The following is a 21964-nucleotide window of genomic DNA, read 5'->3' on the forward strand; positions in this document are numbered from 1 at the left end:
ACGCTCTTGTAAAAGGTATTTTGTCAACCGGTATAGATGTAATTGATGTCGGGGTTGTACCGACTCCGCTTGTTTATTTTTCCATTGTGCATTTTAAAACACACGGAAGCGTAATGGTAACAGGCAGCCATAATCCGATTGAGTTTAACGGGCTGAAAATGAATAACGGTATGCTGTCTCTCTACGGTGATCAGATTCAGGCTGTTAAAAAGCTGATAGAGGAGCAGGATTTTGAACAAGGCAGCGGAATTCTTTCCGCAAAGAATATAGTTGAACCGTATAAAGAAATGCTTTTGGAACGGATTAAAATTGAAAAACCTTTTAAAATTGTTATTGATGCGGGCAATGCCACTGCAGGCCCGATTGCTCCTGAAGTTTACGAAAAAATGGGGTGCGAAGTAATCCGCCTCTATTGCGAGCCGGACGGGCATTTCCCAAATCACCTGCCAGATCCCACTGTTATGAAATACATCAAGGATTTAAGAAAGACAGTTACGGATAACAAAGCGGATCTTGGTTTCGGATATGACGGAGATGCCGACAGAGTGGGATTAATTGATGAAAAGGGGCGGGTTGTATTTGCAGATCAGATACTTGCCTTATTATCAAAGGAAGTGCTGAAGAACAATCCCGGTGAACCCATTATCTTTGATGTAAAATGTTCTCAATTGGTTCCGGAAGTTGTGGAACAGGCCGGCGGAAAACCCATGATGTGGAAAACAGGCCATTCTCTAATCAAAAAAAGAATGCATGAAGTAGGAGCCCCTCTTGCAGGAGAGATGTCAGGACATATCTTCTTTAAAGACGGGTTTTTCGGATTTGATGACGGTATTTATGTTTCGTTCAGGCTGGTACAGCTTCTTTCCAGGCAAAATAAAAAACTTTCCGAACTTGTTGACCAGCTGCCGGCCTTTATCTCTACTCCGGAGATACGCATAGCATGTCCGGATGATAAAAAATTTGGTGTAGTCGATGAATTGATTAAAGAGTTTAAGGCAGAATATGATGTAATTGACATTGACGGTGCAAGAGTGCTGTTTGGCGACGGATGGGGACTTGTCAGGGTTTCAAACACTCAGCCGATTCTGGTACTGAGATTTGAAGCAAAAACAGAAGAACGTTTAAAGGAAATAAAGAATATTTTTAAAGATAAGTTGTCAAAATATCCGTTTGTGGCTGTAAATGAAATTGATGAGTAAATACTCAAAATAACATTTTATTGCAGGGGAAACTACCTATGTTCAGGGCAATGCTTCGTCTTGTAAAACATTCTGCCATATACGGTACAGGTTATGTATTAAGCAGAGCCCTGATGTTTTTTTTACTTCCGATTCACACAAACTTTATGACAAAGGCTCAGTATGGGATTGTTACTGAGCTTTATGCATTTATGGCTGTAGGTGCAATAATATATTCCCTTGGCCTTAATAATGCAGAAATACAGTTCTACATCACAGATTCTGATCCGGAAAGAAGAAAGCATCTTGTTTCAACTGCATTTTATATAACCCTCGTCTGGACATTATTTTTATCATTAATTATTTTTTTTGGCAGAACCTTTTTGTCGGGTCTTTTTTTTCACAGTACAGAGTACGGCAATCTTGTGTCAATAACTGCGTTAATAATGGTTTTTGATGTTGTTTCTCTTCTTGGCTATAATATTTACAGAGCGGAGCAAAAATCTCAGTTTTTTATTCTGATCCATTTTTTACAGGTTGCAGTAATTGTAGTTTTCACATTTCTTTTTGTTGTCAAATACAGAATGGGCCCAAGGGGTGTATTCCTTGCCAATTTAATAGGATCCGGTACGGCCTTTTTGTTTCTTTTGCCTGTTTTATCAGGATTTTTTATTAAAACAATTGATCTGAAGCTTTTAAAAAGAATGCTTTCTTTTGGCCTCCCGTTTATTCCTGCAATTATAGGTCTTGTTCTTATAAATGTTGTGGACAGGTTTTTTATTACAAGAATGCTGGGACTGGAAGCAGCGGGAATTTACGGAGCAGGATACAAACTTGGTATGACAATAAATCTGATTGTTATAGGATTCAGTTATGCATGGCACCCTTTTTATATTTCTGTGTCGAATGATTCCGAATCAAAGGAACTTTTCAGTACTGTGCTGACATACTTTCTCCTTTTGTGTGCAATAGTATTTCTTGCGGTAAGTTTTTATCTTAATGATATTGTCAGATTTAAAATTGCAGGAGTCACATTTTTCGGCAAAAATTTTTGGGATTCAACTGTTATTGTACCTGTTGTAATGCTTTCATATATTATGTACGGCTGTGTTATGATTTTTCAGGCAGGTATATACATAAACGAAAAAACCAAATATCTTATCCTGATTTCAGGAACAGGAGCAGGGGTCAATATTATTGGTAATATAATTTTGATCAGAATTTTTGGCATAACAGGCGCAGCAATAGCAACATTTTTTTCGTTTGCCATAATGGCTGTTTTAAGTTATATTATATCAGACAAGTTTCTTAAAATTAAGTATGATTTTATTCGAATATTCCACCTGATTCTGGCAGCGGTAGCAGTTTATTTTTCCTATAAATATTTTAAAATTGATTTCGGAAGATTGACAGGAATTATATTTGTTTTGTTATTCTTACTGGTTTTAATTGTTACGGGATTTTTTTCTGTAAAAGAAAGAGAAAAAGTCAGGTATATTTTGGCACGTTTATGGCATTAATAAACCAGATAACTAAGGCTGAATAAAGACAGCCTTGAAAAAGGTAGTAAAAAATAGAAATCAGTGTACTAAAATGGTTTATATTCGGCCATTCGTAAAAAAATTAATCGAATTTACGTTTATGAAAAATGTAAAACTTATATTTATTTTGTCGTTTTTAACAGTTCTACCGCTGTTTGCACAGGAGTGGACAGAGCCTGTAAATGTTGCCAATGGCCAGTCTCCTGCATTTGCAATTGATCATAAAACCGGAAGATTGCATATTGTTTCTGTAACAAATGAGCCGGGAGGCGGTGTTTTATATTCAGTACTTGATTCAATCGGCAATGTTATTACAAGCTCTTATCTGATTCAGAAGACAGTTGGAGACAGCGGTAAATACTGGTTCGGACCTGCAATAGATCTTGATCAGTCCGGTAATCCGAATGTACTTTTTAGGCAGCATCCGAAAGAATATGATAAATATTTCTATGATGTGTATTATACAAGACTTATAAATGGGCAATGGTCAAACTATGTGAGAGTATCGGTAAATCAGAGGCGAGGATACATGGCCAGGCTGATTTTGGATAATACAAATACTGTACATACTGCTGTAGGTTTTCAGCGGGAGAATTATTTTTGGGGAGGAGTACACTACAATCGTGTTTTTGACGGATCACTTGTAGCAGGGAAGAACTATGAAATAACTACTGTAGAGAGAGATGAGTGGCGGCCTGATGACCGTGTAGCAATGGCTATGTCTCCTGATGGAAAAATTAATTTGGTTCTCGGATGTCCCGGAATAAACGGAAACCGTGAAGGGCGGATCACATATTACATATCTAATAACGGAGGCGACAGTTTTAAATGGATTGCGGATATTCACACTGCAGACTGTCATGACAGAAATGGCGCTCCGGATATTTTTGCAGATAAAGCAGGTAATATGCACTTTAGTTTCGGAACAGTCGCGGATCTCGCTGTTAATGATAAGCCTTCTATTAGATATGTAAAATATGACAGTAAAGGAATACAGCGGATCAATATTCCAGTAACAAAGCCAGGGGATATTGACGGATGGAAATGGGGAATATCTTCTGTTGCTGCGAGTGATGACGGGAAATATGTGGTCATTATTTTTGTCAAGGCTCCGGGCAAAGAGCTGTATGCTGTTATGTCTAAGGACGGGGGATATACATGGTCGGATAAAGTACTTCTGGATGATTATTGCGGCGGCTACTGGAACGGATGGGACGGACGTGATCTTCCTGTAATACGTGCATACAGAAATCATTTTTATGCTGTATATCCCAAATACGACAGATATGGTTACAAAGGTATTAGAATGATGAGCCTTCGTAATGTGGGAGATGAACCCCCTGTTGCAGATGCGGGCGGGCCCTATTCTTCTAAAGAGGGAGGCACAATTCAGCTTGATGCTTCGGGCTCTTCAGATAGCGGAGAGAACAGCGGCATTGTTCTTTACGAGTGGGACCTGGACGGAGATGGTTCATTTGAGTTATCATCATCAATTTCTACAATTTCAACTTCATTTCCAGATGATTATTCCGGAAACATCTCTGTCAGAGTTACTGACAGAATTGGCCAGACCGCAACAGCTCAGGCCTCTGTCATTGTTGAAAACGTAGCGCCTGCTATTGAAATCGGGAATGACATAACATGCAATGAAGGAGATACGCTTCATTTTAATGCAGATGTAACTGACCCGGGGATAAACGACACTTTCCAGTATTTATGGAATTTTGGAGATGAAACTACTGCTGATACAAAAGAAGCATCTCATATCTACGGAGATAATGGAATCTATAATGTAACAGCTTCTGTGTGGGATGATGACGGAGGAAGCGATAACGATGTATTGACTGTTACTGTGCTTAATGTAACACCGAATGCAGATCCGGGAGGGCCATATACCGGCTCCCTGGGAAGAGAGATGACTTTTACAGGCACGGCTTATGATCCCGGGTTCAATGAAGGATTGAAATACGTCTGGGACCTTGACGGAGACGGTACTTTTGAATCTGTCGGTAAAACAGCAACATACACATATGACAAGACAGGAATCTATAACATCCGCCTTGAGGTTACGGATAAAGACGGAGCTTCTGATACTTCAGGAACAACAGTTACAATTAATAATGGACCTCCTGTTATTGCAGATATTCCGAAACAGGTTATATATGAAAAACAAAATTTTACACCCATCCAGTTAGATGATTATGTTTCTGATCCTGATCATTATGACAATGAACTTGTGTGGGAGTTTAAATCATCCGGCAGCCTGTCATTTAATATTACAGATAGAATTTTATATACAGTAGTGCCTGATACAGAATGGAATGGAACAGATACGCTCTTTTTAAAGGTTAAAGACCCTGGATATCTTGCAGATAGCACATATATTGTTTTTCAGGTACTGCCTGTAAATGATCCCCCTTCCTGGACAGCATCAATTGATACTACTGTGTCAGAGGATGACACGCTTGCAATTAAGTATTCAGATTTACGCAGCATGGTTACAGATGTGGACAGCGATCCTGTGAAGTTCAGTTTTTGGGCAAAGTATTCAACCTGTATTAACTGGGATACAACAGGAGTTGTGGCGATGAAATTCTGGGGGGACCCTGACTGGTGTGGAACAGAGAGCTTCATGCTGTTTGTTTCAGATGACCATGGAGCAGTAGATTCCACACTCATAAAGATTAAAGTTATACCGGAGCCTGATCCTCCTCTGCCGTTTGCATTGGTTTCACCTCTCTATATTTCTTATGCTGATCAGGTTGACAGTATTGAGTTTGTCTGGAATAGAACAACAGACCCTGATTCAGGAAGCAGTGTTTATTATGAGTGGAGGCTGCGAAAACAGGGTACAAGTTCAACATCTTCTCTTTATACAAAAATTCTGCAGGATACGGTTTATGTTTTTAAGAACGGGCCTGAGCTGGGAAAAGGTATCTACATCTGGCAGGTTTATGCAAGAGATGAAACAGGATTGTGGCGTAATAGTAAAAATGCCGGCATAATAGATGTTGATTATGATGCGGGTGTAGAAGATTCATTAAAGGTTTCTCCTGATAAATTTGTCCTTTTGCAGAATTATCCTAACCCTTTTAACAGTGAGACAAAGATCGGGTATTATATTGCAGAGCAGAGCGAAGTAAAACTTATTATTTATAATCAGCTTGGCCAGATAGTCTGTTATCTTGCACACGGCATCGAGGCATCTGGTATGCACATTCAGACCTGGAACGGGAAAGACAGATACGGACAGGATTTGCCTACAGGCGTGTATTTTTACAGGCTTGAAGCCGGGGGACATGTGCTGCTCAGGAAGATGGTTTATATCAGGTAGTATTCTTCCTTCTTTAAAATAATTTACTGATTATACGAATTCCCACGAAATTTATTTTTAATAATTTTTTTATACTCAGCTCATGCACCCACAGATTACCGATAAGAGATTTCGGAAACAACACACGCTTCTCTAATATACAACAAATTTAAATCAGCCCTGCAGGGAGGAATATTAAAAGGTGTTGTTCAGTTCCGTAAATTCAGTCTGAAAATCAGCGAGCCTCTGCTTGGAAAGACAAACAAATACAGGTCATTTATAGGCAAATAGTGAAAAAATAAAATGATATTTTTGCATAAGTTTATGTTTTATAAAACGTAACATAATAATGTCAGTAATTTTAATTTGAGAACTTTTTGGTTGACAAATTATATGTTATAGCTTATATTAAAGATATGTGTTTGTTTGAATCTGCATGAAGAAAATATGAAATTCCAAAACATTGTTCCTGCTGCTATTTATGGCATTCAAGTTTAGAGAGACAAAAATTTTTTAATGATTATGGCGTTTTGGGAAGGATTTTAATTTATAGTAAAAACAGCGCAGGATACATTTAATATTTATTTTAACTGAATTTAATATTATAGTAAACCGAACAATTAAATTGTTGGTTATTTTAAGGAGAATTATATCAGAATTAATTGTAGTTGATTGAGAGTTTTGTTGTATTTTTTTAATGGGGGAATAAACAGAACGAGATATTCTTCACCGGCTCAATACCCCTACTGCAACAGGCATTAAATTCGGATAAGCCGGTTGTGCTTTTTCTATTTTCTGTTAATGATTGCGGCACATGCCTTAACTTTTTAAACCAAATGGATTACTTTGCAAAAGTTTATAAAAATATTCGTTTTATTGCTGTACTAAGTGAGACTGATACATTGGTGTATGAAAAAATAAAGAAACAGTATGATCTGTGTTTTGATATGTTGCTTGATAGTGAGAAAAGATTAAAAAAATATTACGTTAATGATTTATTATACAAACACAAGCCTGTGGTCTTTGTTACGGAGCATGGTATAATCAGATATAAAGGGATACTTGGTGTTCCTAAGTACAGCAATATAGTTAAGGAGATTCTGATATGGATAAAAAATCGGGGAAAACAGGGTTAATACTTCTTATTACAGGATGCCTGTTTTTTGTAGTTTGTCAAAAGTCAGGTAATAAATATCTGCCCGGAGAAAAAGAGGTGATAAATATATTGCCCTCTTTAATCCCGGCGGGTAAAATAGCAAAGAAAGGAAACCGGTTAGTATGCGCTAATTTGCGAGAAATTTCTATACATCTCTCAGGTAAATCAAAAATGGTAAGCCCGGGCAAAACAAGAATTAAAAGAGATTCTCTTTACATTATTGACAGAGACTATCCACAGATAAAAGTTTTTACAATAAAAGGTAAATTTGTAAGAGATATAAATATTAAGCCTAAATTTAAACTTGGATTTTCTTATACGAATTTTTTACTGACAGATGACAAAAGAATTATTGTGAAAAATCCAAGGCAAAATGAAATAATTATTTCAGATTTAAACGGTAATGTGTTACAGCGCATCGATTTTACAAATAATAATAATGAAGGAATTTCTCTTGCAGGATTTGACTTTTGCAATATAGAAGGTTCTGACAAAGTTGTTTCAGGTTTGGTTCAGTATGATAAACATATTTTTAATGAAGCTTATAATATTGTAGTTATTGATCTTAAAAATGGAGTAGAAAATCGTTTTTTAAGACATTCCGAATTAATGAAGAAGTATAATCTGACTCATTTTCAGCCGATATCTTTTGTTGTTTACAATAAAAGAATTTTTTCAGTTGAGCAGCCTTTACCTTATATAAGAGTGTTGGATTTTTCCGGGAACACTATTAAAACATTCGGTTCGCCGGGAAAACATATGAAACCCATTGAAATGCAGCCGCGGCAGATGAATTTGATCCAAATAGACGATTTTATGTTTAGGCACACTTTTCATGATGCTCTGTTTAATGTTTGCAAAATACCTGGTATTTATAAAGACTGCATACTTTTAGTGTATTGTAATAAATCAGATGGCATTCTGAGAAGTTGGGGTGTTTTGTATGATGTTGATGGAGAGCTTCTTTATAATGATGTCCGCTTCCCGGGTTATCCGGAAGACGTATTTGATGGCAATAAAATTATCTTCAGAAAAAGCATTGGCCATGATAAAATAGAATTAATTGCCGGGGAAATTGTTGTGAAGCGTAATATAGATTAAGCATTGCAAAATCTGTTTTAGAATAAATTCATAATAAGCTTTAATTGTCAGTATATAGGAAATTTTTTCAGATTTTTATTGAATGTAATCAGGTTTTACCAGTTTTTTATATTGTTCGGAATAGAGTCTAAGACTTCATTCGACTTGAAGGCTTTACATGTTTAAAAGTAATTTTTTCCAATTGTTTGTTATTTGCTTTCTGCTCATTTTCGCATCAAGCTGCAGAGACAAAGAAAAAAATACAGCAGAAATTATAACAAAAAAAAGAATAGCTTTAAAAACACCTCCCGAACTGTTGTTGGCACAAATTACTGATTTGACTGTTAAACCTGGAAGCAAAGAATTTTGTTTGACAGATTTAAATAATAATTGTGTTTGGGTCTTTGATTCTACAGGTAATTATATAAGGCATTTTGGCAGAAAAGGCCAGGGCCCCGGAGAATTTGATGAACCGCTATCTTTAGATTTTAAAAATAATCAACTCGCTGTTGTTGATAAAGGTAACAGCAGGGTTCAATTTTTTGATTGGGAAGGGAATTATCTGCATGGATTTGTATTATCAAATGCAGGAATGATTAACGGTATTGTATGGTCTTCTGTTAATCATAGATTGGTAGTAAGCGAGTCATTAGGTATGATACATTTTTCTTTCTGGAATGAAGACGGAACATCTTTTCTGCGCCGTAAATATCCTATTAATGGAATATTAATGCCTGTTCAGCTGGCAGGAGGTTCAGTAACTGAAACACCGGAGGGTGACATACTATATTCAGATTTAAAATCATATGATGTAGTCAGGCTTAATTGGCAGGGAGATACATTAAATCATTATATAAACAACAAAGAATATTTTCGCCCTGTTACTAAATCAGGTAATGCTTTCTTAAGGCAGAAGAAGATGGATTTGATAATAACCCCATTTCAGATAGGTAAATATATAGTTGTTCAGAGAATGAGAATGGACAAAGAAAAAGGTCTTATTGTCAAGGGGTCAAAAAAATTTACATGTGATATATTTTATAAATCAGGAAAATTATTTAAAGAGGGCATAACAAATCCATTTCTTCCTGCGATTGCTACTGATAACAGAGTCATGTATTCAATCAGTTATCCGGATTCTGAGGAAAACTTAAATCCTGAGATAATCGTTTTGGGGTTAAAAATATTAACGAATAGTAAAGAGTAAAAGCGGGTAAGAGCCGCGAAGTGCGGTTTGTGAGGCATGTTTGTTTCTTTGGTTTTAAAATTATATGAAAATAATTTTAAATAATGTCAATATCATCAATCGACTGGTTTCTTTCCTTCTTCCTAAGCCATAGATATTTGATTCTTTACCAAGAAAATTTTCCCCTGTGTTTGATGTCAAGTTTTAGCATTATAGATTTAATGTATTTGTGGCTAAAATGCAATTAAAGTTACTTCAGGAAATAATAGATTATTTAAAGATTAGTGATAAATTTATCAGGCTCTATTAATACTTCCTCGTTCCTGCTGTTGGGGAAAGATATTCAATACAATTTATATAAATTTACGGAGGATTACAGAAATTCCATAAAAAATACTTGACAGATTAGAAAAAATTGACTATTATCTATATGTTAGGTCATTGAATGAACATATATGCAGCATTATTCAATGCATTGCTGCTTCTGATATGTAATCTGTGAAGGGATTCTGCTTACGGGTTATTTGGCCGTGAAGAATAAGGGATAAAAAGAGAGAATTTTTTTTAAGGTTAAAGTTCAGTCATTGAACTAATTAATAAGAACTTTTTGAATGGTTTTTCCCGATTATATTAAATGGAGAAAAGACAAACAGTGCGGCCGTGTGGGGCCTTTAACAAGGGGGCGATGATTGTGATGTGGAGGCCGCACTATATTTTATCAAAGTTTAACAGATACAAAAAAGCGGAGCTTAATGAATGCAGGGGAATAGTCTGTTTATAGGTGTGGATCTGGGAGGCACAAATGTTGACATGGGGATCGTGAATACAAGCGGACAGGTATGTGCAAAAAGAATATTCCCTGCTGAAATTGAAGAGGGAGAAAAAAAACTATTTGATAAAATAGCATTTAACGTTATTGAATTACAGAAGTGCTTAAACGGATCTGATTTTATAGGAGGAATAGGTGTCGGCATTGCAGGGCTTGTTAACAGCAAAAAAGGGGTTCTGCAAAAGGCTTTTAATCTGAAAGGCTGGTTAAATGTACCTGTAAAAGACAATCTGGAAAAGAGAACAGGATATAAAGTATTTGTTGATAATGATGCAAATCTTGCCGCACTCGGCGAGAGCATGTTCGGAGCGGGAAAGGGTGTGGAAAATTTACTGACAATAACACTGGGCTCAGGTGTAGGCGGCGGCTTGATTTTAAACGGAAAAATATTTCACGGCAAAGATGACGGCGCAGGAGAAATCGGCCATACAATAATTGACAGGAACGGCCCTTTATGTACATGCGGAAGAAAAGGCTGTGTTGAAGCGTTTGTAGGGAAACATGCAATTATCAGGTCTGTTAGGGAAAAGCTTGATAAATATGAAGATTTCATATTAAAAAAATATGATTTAAATAAATTGAGCCCAAAGGATGTAAGCAGCGCAGCTCTTATGGGTGATAAGCTGTCAATAGATGTAATGACAGGAGCAGGAGAAGCATTGGGAGTTGGTGCGGCAAACGCAGCAAATTTATTAGGATTAGAAAGAATTGTAATCGGCGGAGGGCTTGCAAATGCAGGTGATTTAATTTTGAAGCCTGCAAGAGAAAAATTGAAGGAGATTGCGCTGAAACCCCAAAGTGTCGAAATTGTCAGAGCTGCTCTCGGCGAGGATGCAGGTTTTATAGGAGCTGCAGCATTGGCGATTATGAAAATGAAAAATTAAAAAATCGGGAGATATGTATGGAAAGGCAGGAGATTCTTGAAAGAGTAAAAAGCGTCACAAAAGAGGTAATAAAAACAGAAGAAGAAATTTCCGATGATGCAAATTTTATTTTTGACCTTGGTGCCGATTCAATGCAGAGCGTAATGCTTGTTTCAGCATTTGAAGAAGAATTCGATGTAGATTTAGATGAAGACAAAGCGCTTCAAATCCAGACTGTTGCCGAAGCAGCGGATTTTATCAAACAGTATATAAAGTGAAGAATTTAATGCGGAGGAACCAGTGAAGGAAAAGCGGCGGATATTGAATGAACTATTCTACCCGAAATCAGTGGCTATTGTAGGAGCAAATAATGTAAAGGGTACAGTGCCCTATGATATTGTAAAGAATATTTTAAAATCGGATTTTAACGGAATTGTTTATCCTGTAAGCCCCAAGGAGAAGTCCATTGCAGGAGTAAAGGCTTATAAATATATTGTTGATATATCTGATCCTGTTGATCTTGCAATTCTTGTGTTTCCAAGTTCTGTATGCCACCTTGCAATGGAACAGCTCGGAGAGAAGGGAGTCAAGTCTGCTATTATCATATCTGCAGGTTTTAAAGAAGTAGGCAGCGAAGGTATTGAGCGGGAACAAAGAATAAAAGAGATTGCTGCTAAATATGAGATACCATTTCTCGGCCCGAATTGCCTCGGAATAATTAATACTGACCCGAAAATTAATCTCAATGCATCCTTTGCAAGGCGAATGCCAGAACAGGGAGAGATAGGATTTTTATCACAAAGCGGTGCATTATGCACAGCAGTGCTTGATTATGCATGGTCTCAGCACATAGGATTTTCAAAATTTGTAAGTTTTGGAAACAAGGCTGATATTGATGAGGTTGAGCTTCTCTATTACATGGCTGAAGACCCGAAAACGTCTGTAATTCTTATGTATCTTGAAGAGATAAAAAACGGCAGAAAATTGATGGATGCGGCACTGGATATTACAAAAAATTACAAAAAACCTATTCTTGCAATAAAATCAGGAAGGACCAGTCAAGGTGCTTCTGCAGCAGCTTCCCACACCGGTTCTCTTGCAGGAAGCGATGAAGTAACGGATGCTGCATTCAGGCAATCAGGAATAATAAGGTGTACTTCAATTGATGAGATGTTTAACAAGGCTATTGCATTTGCATATCAGCCGCTGCCCGCAAAGAACAGAGTTGCAATCATCACAAATGCAGGGGGGCCAGGAGTTTTAACAACAGATGCAGCAGTGAAAAGCGGCCTTGAGCTTGCAAAGTTTAACGATGAAACTTTGGATGTTTTCAGAAAAAATTTACCGAAAACTGCAAATATCAATAATCCGGTTGATGTGATCGGCGATGCGAGGGCAGACCGCTATCATGTGGCTGTTTCAAATGCTATGGCTGATGACAATGTTGATGGAGTTTTTGTTATATTAACACCCCAGTCAATGACAGATATCGACACGATTGCTGCTGAAATAGTCAAAGGAAAACCTGAATATACAAAGCCGATTTATACATCATTTATGGGTGAGGCTGATGTCAGGTCAGGTATAGATATCCTTTTAACCAACAAAATACCTCATTTTACACGCCCTGAATCTATGTGTGAATCTTTTGCTGCGGTATATAATTTTACTGGTTTTAACGGAAAGCACGACATGTCTGAGCCGGACAGTCCGATTTCAGTAAACAGGGAATCTGCTGAAAAGTATCTGAAGGAAAGAGAAGAGGAGGCGCCTGCATTTATCACTGAAGAGGGAGCTGTGAAAATACTGAAAGATTACGGACTTCCTGTACTTGAGAATAGTGTGGCAACATCTGCAAAGCAGGCTGCGGAGGCTGCAGAGAGAATAGGATTTCCTGTTGTGATGAAAGTTATTTCAAAAGATATTGTACACAAATCCGATGTTGGGGGTGTTGTACTTAATATTACATCCGCAGAGGAATCTGAAAAAAGTTTTAAAAAGATAGCTGACAGTGTAAAAGAGAAGATGCCTGATGCTGTAATGGAAGGAGTCTTTATAAGCAGAATGGCGGAAAAAGGTAAAGAGGTTATAATAGGGTTAAAAAGAGATCCCGGATTCGGGCCTGTTGTTATGTTCGGGCTTGGCGGAATTTATGTTGAGCTTTTTAAGGATGTTCAGTTCCGTGTTGCTCCGGTTAAAACGGATGAAGCATTGTCAATGATAAAAAGTATCAAGGCGTACCCGATTCTCAAGGGTATAAGAGGAGAGGCTCCTTCTGATATAGAGAGTACTGCAAAGGCGATTTGTGCTGTATCACAATTAGCTCTTGACTTTCCTGAAATTTCGGAATTGGACATAAATCCCATGATTGTGTACAGGCAGGGTAGGGGCTGTTCTGTTGCTGATGCAAAAATAATGATGAATTGGAAAGGAAAAGTAAAATGAGGATAATTATTCAAAAAGATGATGCTGTAATGAGCAGGTGGGCAGCTCATTATATTGTAAACAAGATAAATACTTTTAATGTTTCTGACGGCAAACCATTTGTCCTCGGCCTTCCCACAGGCAGCACACCGGTCGGTACTTACAAGGAACTTGTCAGGCTTTACAAAGAGGAAAAGGTCTCTTTTAAGAATGTAGTTACATTTAACATGGATGAGTATGTCGGTATTCCTGATGATCATCCGCAAAGTTATCACTATTTTATGAATTATCATCTGTTTAATCATGTTGATATTAACAAAGATAATATAAATATTTTAAATGGTAATGCTCCTGATCTTGAAAAAGAGTGCCGTGAATATGAAGAAAAAATCAAAAGCTATGGCGGCATTGATCTTTTCATGGGAGGAATCGGGCCGGACGGGCATATAGCATTTAATGAACCGGGTTCTTCGCTGTCATCAAGAACCAGAATAAAAACTCTGACTTTGGATACAATTATTGCTAATTCAAGATTTTTTGAGGATGATGTAAATAAAGTACCGAAACAGGCACTTACTGTCGGAGTAGGTACTGTGATGGATTCAGAAGAAGTTCTGATTCTTGTCAGCGGACTGAGTAAAGCGAGAGCTCTTCAGAAATGTGTGGAAGAGGGAGTAAACCACATGTGGACAGTTACAATGCTTCAGCTTCACAGACACGGAATAATTGTCTGCGATGAAGAGAGCACACAGGAACTTAAGGTGGGTACTGTAAATTATTTTAAAGAGATGGAAAAGAGCGATCTGGATTTGAAACTAATTGAAAAATAGAAGCGTAATGTTTTTAAAGCGCTGCGGGCCTTTTTTCGTTAATTCCCCTGTTTTCGAGAAAAGTGTTTGCAGCGCTTAAGTTGATGTAATAAAATTATTTGCCATTTAAGAGAGAATAGTTAATTTATAGTATAATGTAAAAAACACTGGTTTTATTTCGTGCGGAGGTCATGGAATGAATTTTAGTAAATTAAATAATGATGAAATTGAACTTCTTGAGAAAAAAGGATGCAGTTCGGGAAATTGGGATAATGTGTTTGCAGGTAAAGATTTTTCTCCGCACTTTATAGAAAATGTAAAATTTATTGGGAATGTAATTATTTCCGGTTTTACAAAAGAGTTAACAAGCCAGGGGGAAAAGACCGGAATTTATAATACATGTCTCTCTGACTGCGAGACAGGCCTTAACGTTTCTATTAACAGCACAGGAATTATTAAAAATTATATAATTGAAGATGAGGCGGTAATTACCGGGACTAATGAAATATCTGCAGACAAAGATTCGGGTTTCGGTAATGGAGTAAAAGTTGATGTGTTAAATGAAGCAGGGGGAAGAACTGTTCCGATTTTTGACAGGCTTAACTCACAGATTGCTTACATGCTTGTGTTTTACAGATACAGAACTGATTTTATTGACAAGATATTAAAACTTGTAAACAACTATATTCATAAGAAGATAGAAGTAAAAGGCCGGATAGGAAAGAGAAGCATAATAACAGGATGCGGTATTATCAGAAATGTTTGTGTGGGTGATTATGCGGTGATTGAAGGTGCCCTTGAACTTGAGAACGGGACAATTGCAAGTGAAGAATCCGCTTCATCAAAAATCGGCATTGGAGTTATATGCAGAGATTTTATTGTACTTTCCGGCTCAAAAGTGGAAAGCGGCGCTATTCTGGAATCATGTTTTGTAGGCCAGAGCGTGACAATAGGAAAGCAGTATTCTGCTGAAAATTCATTGATATTTGCAAACTCGGAACTTTTCCACGGCGAGGGTTGCTCTGTTTTTGCCGGGCCTTATACTGTTTCTCATCATAAATCGACACTTCTTATAGCCGGGTTCTTCTCATTTTACAATGCAGGCAGCGGAACCAACCAGAGTAATCACATGTACAAGCTGGGCCCAGTGCATCAGGGAGTTTTGGAGAGAGGCTCAAAAACAGGCTCTTTCAGCTACATGATGTGGCCAAGCCAGACAGGGCCGTTTACAAATGTTATCGGAAAACACTATACACATTTTGATACTAGTGACCTGCCCTTCTCAATAATAACGGAAGAGGAGGGAAAGAGTATACTCTCTCCAGCGATGAATCTTTTTACAGTAGGGACAAAAAGAGACTCGCAGAAGTGGCCTGACAGAGATAAAAGAAAGGGTGAGGATAAGTTGGATATGATACATTTTAAACTTTTCTCACCGTTTATTATACAAAAAGTTGTTAAAGGAATCAGGATTTTAAAGGACCTGCAGGAAACATCAAAAAAGGGCCAGGAATTTGTTCATTTTAACGGTACGAATATCAGAAGGCTCCTTTTACGGCCGAGCATCAAATATTATGAGATGGCAGTGAAAATTTTTACAGGACAGGTGGTTGCAGAATATATATTATCCGAACAGAATAAACAAAAAAGTATAAAAGCGGTTTTCAAAGATATGAATCTCAAAAATGAAGAAAATCAAACCTGGTTTGATATCGGAGGTATGTTTGCAAAAAAAGAAAGAATGGATGAATTAATCCGAAGTGTTGAAGCAGGCACAGTAAAAGATATAGCAGAATTAAATGCAGGATTAAGAAAAGTATACGAAAATTATAATAATGATGAGCTGCTGTGGTGCTTGAATCTGATTAAAGAGATTAAAAGCGTAGAAGCAGATTCCCTTTCTATTGAACAGATAAAAGATATAATAGATGAGTGGAAAGAAAATGCCGTAAAACTTAATAACATGATTTTAAGAGATGCGGAAAAGGAGTATGATAAGGCATCTGCAATTAGTTACGGACGGGACGGAATAAAGGATGATAAAGATAATGATTTTAAATCTGTCCGCGGATTATTTGAGGATAACAGTTTTGTCAATGCAGTTAAGAAGGAATCAATAGATATAGAAAATCTGCATAAAAGGGCGATAGATATATTAAATGAGCGTTGGGAGTAAAAGTGTGATGAATTTATCAGGAGTTGAGGATTATTTTTTAAAAAAAAGCGGATATGATTTAAAATATGAGCCTGAAGAAAAAATAGGAGTTGTAACAGTCAGCAACTTTCCTCTTCTCGGAAAGCTGACAGCTCTGCGTTTTATTGAATGGGTACAGGCGAATCCCGGCGGTGTTGTTTCTCTGCCTACAGGAAAAACGCCTGAATTTTTCATAAAATATTTTTTACACTATATTAAAACATGGAACAAAAAAGAAACAGCAGAAGAACTTGTCAAACATAGAATAGATCCTTCTATAAAACCTGATGTATCAAGTCTTCATTTTGTTCAGATTGATGAGTTTTATCCAATCAATCCCGCTCAACACAACAGCTTCTATTATTATGTTAATAAGTTTTATATAGATAGATTTGGGTTTGACAGAGAAAAGGCATTGTTGATAAACTGTAAAAAAATCGGAATTCCTGAAAAAACAAAATTAGAAGATGTCTGGCCTGAAATGTGGGTTGATCTGACTCTGAGATACAGAAAGCCCAAATCGAACATTGAGACTTTACAGAAATCTGTTCTTGAAGAAGTTGATCAGTGGTGTTCAGAATATGAGGAAAAAATTCGCGCACTGGGAGGAATAGGTTTTTTCCTGGGAGGAATCGGACCTGACGGGCATATTGCATTCAATATAAGAGGTTCTGATCACCAGTGTACCACCAGGCTGACTCCAATAAATTATGAAACACAAGCTGCTGCAGCAACAGATCTGGGAGGTATTGAGGTATCAAAAAAGCGGCATGCTATAACAATAGGACTTTCAACAATAACATACAATAGTAATGCCCTTGCAATAATTATTGCTGCCGGAGAAACTAAGGCAAAAGTTGTAGCAGATGCGGTTCAGCAGGAAGAGCACGTTAAATATCCTGCTACAGCATTACACAAGCTGAACAAATCCAGGTTTTATGTTACAAGATCTGCTGCAAGCCTTCTTACTGAAAGAAAGTATCTGGATCTGAAAAGAGCAAAAGTTATTGAGTGGCAGAGTGCTGAAGAGATTATTACTGATCTTGCTGTAAGAAAAAAGAAAGCATTTAAAAAACTTACGGGAAAAGATTTTGAATCTGACAGATTCGCTTCACTGATAAAAACTCGTACCGGTGGTTCCTGTAAAGATATTACAAATAAGGCCAGTGAAAGTTTCATAAATAAAATAAATACAGGAGCAGAAACTTTAAAGGGAACAAGGTTTCTACATACAGCACCTCATCACGATGATATTATGCTTGGATATCTTCCATATGCCATAAGACATATAAGAGACGCAAGCAACACACAATTTTTTGCTTATATGACTTCAGGATTCACAGCTGTAACAAACAATTATGCTTTGTATATGGTTGAAAATCTGAAGAAATTTTTTAGTAAAAAATATTTTAAAGAACTTTTTAACATCGATTATTTTAATCCTGAGAGAGGCCATTTTTGCAACAGAGATGTTTGGCAGTATCTGGACGGAGTGGCAGCCAAGAACGAGGAGATGAAGAGAGAAGGTGAGGCAAGGCGCTTTCTGCGGATTTTAATCAATGTTTACCAGGAAAAAGCAATAGAAAAAATCTCATTAAAGTTAGATGAACTTTCGGATTATTTTAAAACTCAGTACCCAGGAAAAAAAGACAGTAAAAAAATACAGGTTCTAAAAGGCATGATAAGAGAATGGGAAGCTGACTGTTTGTGGGGTTATCTGGGATTTGATTCGGGAGCCATACGTCATATGAGACTTGGTTTTTATACAGGAGACATTTTTACAGAAGAACCTACTGTCAGTAGAGATGTTGCTCCAATTGTATCGCTGCTTAAAGAGTGTAATCCGGATGTTGTTACAGTTGCCCTGGACCCTGAAGGAAGCGGACCGGATACTCATTATAAAGTAATGCAGGCTATTGCTGAATCGTTGCGGCAGTATGAAAAATTAAGCGGCAGGTCTGATATTGAAGTGTGGGGGTACAGAAATGTATGGTATAAATTTAAACCTTCTGAAGCAGATATTTTTGTGCCTGTGTCACTTAATATGTTTTCACTTATGGACAGCGCATTTTTGAATGCATTTCGTTCTCAAAAAAATGCATCGTTCCCCAGTTATGAACACGATGGCCCGTTTTCATCGCTGGCACGGAGTATTCAGGTTATGCAGTACAGCATGATTAAAACCTGTCTTGGCAGAGAGTTTTTTAATGATCACCCACATCCTCTAATTCGGGCAACAAGGGGCTTTGTGTTTTTGAAGAAGATGACTTTGGATGATTTTTATCACCACGCAAGGCATTTAAAGGAGTCTATAGAAGAGCGACGAGATTAAAGGATAAGATATAAGGACACACATACATTTTATTTTTTATAAGTCTCCCTTTCAAAAAGAGGACACCGAATGATTTCATGCTATATATTAATAAAAAATCGGGTGCATTTTGTTTTACATTTTCAGCCTTATTTTATTTGTGTTATTATATGATTTTTTGTATATTTGAAATATTTAAATAGGAATAATTCATTATTTACAGTCTACACAAATCCTTGATTTATATGTTATTAATACAAAACCGGAACGGGGAGTCGATATGCACAGAAAAATGGCACTTATCCTTATTTTGATGTTTGGTTTTATTATGTTTTTTATGTGTTCGGAAAACCGCAGCGGGAACAGTCTGCTGAGCATTGTACCTGTCCCGAAGTCAATTAAAATATTAAGCGGAAAATTTATCATCAGTGATAAGTTTAAAATAATGTCAGAGAGTGATGATCCCGGTGTGAAGTATGTAAGTGATTTTCTGGAGAATTACATATCAAGAGCAAGAAGTGCAAAAGTGCCTGTCATGGGATCAGAAGAAGAAAAAGAGAACACCCTTATTCTCAGAATAAATAAGCAGGAAGAGAAATCGCTTGGTGCAGAAGGATATGAATTAAAAATTACTCCCGGGAAAATTATTATCAGAGCAAACAAACCGGCAGGCCTTTTTTATGGTGTTCAGACAATTCTGCAGCTCCTGCCTGCTGAAATATGGTCTTTAAATACTTCAAAAAAAATCGGGACCATGGAACTGCCCTGTATAATTATTAAGGATGCGCCGAGATACAAGTACAGGGGAATGCACCTTGATGTAGGGCGGCACTTCTTCCCTGTATCTTTTATAAAGAGATATATTGATTATATTGCAATGCACAAGATGAATGTTTTCCACTGGCATCTTACAGAGGATCAGGGCTGGCGTATTGAAATTAAAAAATATCCAAAATTAACTTCCGTAGGTGCGTGGCGGAAAGAGACTATGATCGGACGGCTGAGCGACAGGCCCTACAGATATGATCATAAAAGGTACGGAGGGTTTTATACACAAGATCAGATCAGAGAAATTGTAAAGTATGCAAAAGAAAGATTTATAACAGTGATTCCTGAAATAGAGATGCCGGGCCATAGTGTAGCAGCTCTTGCAGCATATCCTGAATTTTCCTGTACAGGCGGGCCATTTGAAGTAAAAACCAGGTGGGGCGTGTCAAAAGATATTTATTGTGCAGGTAAGGATGAGACTTTCAGGTTTCTTGAAGATATTCTTACTGAGGTTATGGATCTCTTCCCTTCAAAGTACATACACATAGGAGGAGATGAAGCACCGAAGGACAGGTGGAAAAAGTGCCCTGACTGTCAGAAGAGAATTAATGAGGAAGGGCTTAAAAACGAGCATGAGCTGCAGAGTTATTTTATTACAAGAATAGAAAAGTTTTTAAATAAGCACGGCAGAAAAATAATCGGCTGGGATGAGATCCTTGAAGGAGGGCTTGCTCCCAATGCTGCGGTTATGTCCTGGAGAGGGATATCCGGAGGCATTGCTGCGGCAAGAACAGGGCACGATGTTATAATGACTCCCACAGAGTACTGCTATTTTGACTATTATCAGGCTCCGAGATCAATGGAGCCAACAGCAATCGGCGGCCTGACAACACTTAAAAAAGTCTACTCATTTAACCCTGTTCCAGAGGACAGCCTGATAGTTGATCAGCGAAAATATGTAATTGGCGGCCAGGGGAATGTGTGGACAGAGTTTATCGGTACGCCTGAATATGCAGAATACATGTTTTTTCCGAGAATGTGTGCTTTGGCAGAAGTTTTGTGGACACCAAAAGATAAGAGGGATTGGAATGGTTTTAAAAAACGTATGGATAAGCAGTACAAGAGACTTTATGAGATGGGCGCTGATTTCAGAATCCCTTGCCCTGTAATTGACAGAGCAGTAGTTGTCAACAAGGGAGAACCGGTAAAAATTGGCAATCCTTTATCCATAGGAGAAGTAAGGTATACAATTGGTTCAAAAGATCCTGATATTTCAGATTCTCTTTACACTCATCCCCTTGTTTTTAATACTCATGCAATTATAAAATCAAGAGTGTTCCTTCCTGACGGACGAGCGGGCAGTGTTGTTACAACTACGGTTCTTATAAAGGATCTTGCCCCAAAGGGTATGAGGTTCGGGCTGAATTATAAATATTTTGAAGAAGATTTTTCAGATACTCTGCCTGATTTTTCGTCTTTTAAACCTGTTTCAAAAGGACATGCATCAATACTTGATTTGGATGTACTGCCGAGAAGAGAAAGTCAGTTCGGAGTGATATTCACCGGATATATAAATATCAGCAGGGATGGTAAGTACCGATTCTGGCTTTATGCTGATGACGGCGTAGAAATTTATATTGATAATAAAAGGGTTGCAGGGAATAAAAGTTATACAGGAAGCCAGTCAGCAGGGAAGATATTCCTCACAAAAGGTTATCATACCGTAAGAATTCTGCATTTTGAATTGTGGGGTAATCAGGCTTTGGAATTATGGTACAGCGGCCCTGGAATTGAAAAACAGCAGGTACCGCCCCGGATGTTTTTGTGTGATAAGTAATAAAGTGGTTTTGGGTTTTTAAATTTTTTGGATGTTTTCTGATGCAAACGATTGCGTTATAAACAACAGGTTAAAAGTTTGATCATGCAATTTATACCGGTGATTTCCAATCTGTATTGATGTATAGAATTTTACGGAGGTAGAATGAAGATTCTTAAAAGAAATGTCATGTTCTTTTTACTATTGGGAATTTTCCTCGGCATTACTCAGGGTTGTGTTAAATCCGCAAAGAGAAGTGTTATTCCTCCTAACAGCGGGGCTGCAATTGAATTCAAAAAAGGAGAGCTGCTTGTAAGTTATAATGGTAATCAGATTGTTAAAGGCAGATTTAATCCTGACGCGGAAATTTCATTCCGTACTCTTTATTCAAAGCATAAGGGTGCAGTAACGCAGGTACTGGTTTTTGAATCAAAAAATAATAAGAAGTTTGTATTTCATGCAGAAATAGAGGCAAGCGGAGAGTCTTTTCCCTGTG

General features: G+C 37.4%; 14 protein-coding genes. All 14 read left to right on the forward strand.

The features are described from left to right. Positions 1-1199 (forward strand): phosphomannomutase/phosphoglucomutase (locus tag J7K93_01480; GenBank protein MCD6115660.1); only part of this gene is annotated, 1199 nt, incomplete at its 5' end. A gap of 38 nt (positions 1200-1237) precedes the next feature. Next, entirely contained in the window at positions 1238-2698 is a 1461-nt protein-coding gene (locus tag J7K93_01485) for an oligosaccharide flippase family protein (GenBank protein ID MCD6115661.1), read from the forward strand. A 121-nt stretch (positions 2699-2819) separates the two neighbouring features. Beyond that, a complete protein-coding gene (locus J7K93_01490) occupies positions 2820-6053 on the forward strand; it encodes a PKD domain-containing protein (protein ID MCD6115662.1) in 3234 nt (1077 codons plus the stop codon). Positions 6054-6811: 758 nt separating this feature from the next. Further along, positions 6812-7168 carry a redoxin domain-containing protein gene (locus J7K93_01495; GenBank protein MCD6115663.1) on the forward strand — a complete coding sequence of 119 codons (357 nt, stop codon included), beginning with the start codon at positions 6812-6814 and terminating at the stop codon, positions 7166-7168. Beyond that, a complete protein-coding gene (locus tag J7K93_01500; GenBank protein ID MCD6115664.1) occupies positions 7138-8289 on the forward strand; it encodes a hypothetical protein in 1152 nt (383 codons plus the stop codon). Before J7K93_01495 ends, J7K93_01500 begins: the two co-directional genes overlap by 31 nt. Positions 8290-8446: 157 nt before the next feature. Further along, positions 8447-9475 (forward strand): 6-bladed beta-propeller, encoded by a 1029-nt coding sequence (locus tag J7K93_01505; protein MCD6115665.1) that lies wholly within the window; start codon positions 8447-8449, stop codon positions 9473-9475. 735 nt (positions 9476-10210) lie between these two features. Further along, positions 10211-11167, forward strand: coding sequence for an ROK family protein (locus J7K93_01510; protein MCD6115666.1), 957 nt, complete (start codon positions 10211-10213; stop codon positions 11165-11167). Between the two features lie 17 nt (positions 11168-11184). Beyond that, a complete protein-coding gene (locus J7K93_01515) occupies positions 11185-11424 on the forward strand; it encodes an acyl carrier protein (protein ID MCD6115667.1) in 240 nt (79 codons plus the stop codon). Positions 11425-11446: 22 nt separating this feature from the next. Beyond that, the gene (locus tag J7K93_01520) at positions 11447-13591 is read left to right on the forward strand and encodes an acetate--CoA ligase family protein (protein ID MCD6115668.1); all 2145 of its coding nucleotides are present in this window, start codon (positions 11447-11449) and stop codon (positions 13589-13591) included. Next, positions 13588-14400, forward strand: a complete 813-nt coding sequence (locus tag J7K93_01525; protein ID MCD6115669.1) for a glucosamine-6-phosphate deaminase — start codon at positions 13588-13590, stop codon at positions 14398-14400. Before J7K93_01520 ends, J7K93_01525 begins: the two co-directional genes overlap by 4 nt. A 175-nt stretch (positions 14401-14575) precedes the next feature. After that, entirely contained in the window at positions 14576-16555 is a 1980-nt protein-coding gene (locus J7K93_01530) for a DUF4954 family protein (protein MCD6115670.1), read from the forward strand. Beyond that, positions 16539-18905 carry a 6-phosphogluconolactonase gene (locus J7K93_01535; GenBank protein MCD6115671.1) on the forward strand — a complete coding sequence of 789 codons (2367 nt, stop codon included), beginning with the start codon at positions 16539-16541 and terminating at the stop codon, positions 18903-18905. The genes J7K93_01530 and J7K93_01535 overlap by 17 nt, the downstream gene beginning before the upstream one ends. A gap of 259 nt (positions 18906-19164) precedes the next feature. Next, on the forward strand, positions 19165-21489 hold the full coding sequence (locus J7K93_01540) for a family 20 glycosylhydrolase (GenBank protein MCD6115672.1): 2325 nt from the start codon (positions 19165-19167) through the stop codon (positions 21487-21489). A 144-nt stretch (positions 21490-21633) separates the two neighbouring features. Then, on the forward strand, positions 21634-21964 hold a 331-nt coding region (locus J7K93_01545; GenBank protein MCD6115673.1), incomplete at its 3' end, for a hypothetical protein.

Source organism: bacterium, assembly GCA_021158245.1.
Taxonomy (GTDB): domain Bacteria; phylum Zhuqueibacterota; class QNDG01; order QNDG01; family QNDG01; genus QNDG01.

Excerpts from the sequence above, each read along its gene's own strand:
- J7K93_01485 (MCD6115661.1), top strand. The coding sequence starts at position 1,238 with ATGTTCAGGGCAATGCTTCGTCTTGTAAAACATTCTGCCATATACGGT.
- J7K93_01490 (MCD6115662.1), top strand. The coding sequence starts at position 2,820 with ATGAAAAATGTAAAACTTATATTTATTTTGTCGTTTTTAACAGTTCTA.
- J7K93_01500 (MCD6115664.1), top strand. The coding sequence starts at position 7,138 with ATGGATAAAAAATCGGGGAAAACAGGGTTAATACTTCTTATTACAGGA.
- J7K93_01505 (MCD6115665.1), top strand. The coding sequence starts at position 8,447 with ATGTTTAAAAGTAATTTTTTCCAATTGTTTGTTATTTGCTTTCTGCTC.
- J7K93_01510 (MCD6115666.1), top strand. The coding sequence starts at position 10,211 with ATGCAGGGGAATAGTCTGTTTATAGGTGTGGATCTGGGAGGCACAAAT.
- J7K93_01515 (MCD6115667.1), top strand. The coding sequence starts at position 11,185 with ATGGAAAGGCAGGAGATTCTTGAAAGAGTAAAAAGCGTCACAAAAGAG.
- J7K93_01525 (MCD6115669.1), top strand. The coding sequence starts at position 13,588 with ATGAGGATAATTATTCAAAAAGATGATGCTGTAATGAGCAGGTGGGCA.
- J7K93_01530 (MCD6115670.1), top strand. The coding sequence starts at position 14,576 with ATGAATTTTAGTAAATTAAATAATGATGAAATTGAACTTCTTGAGAAA.
- J7K93_01535 (MCD6115671.1), top strand. The coding sequence starts at position 16,539 with ATGAGCGTTGGGAGTAAAAGTGTGATGAATTTATCAGGAGTTGAGGAT.
- J7K93_01540 (MCD6115672.1), top strand. The coding sequence starts at position 19,165 with ATGCACAGAAAAATGGCACTTATCCTTATTTTGATGTTTGGTTTTATT.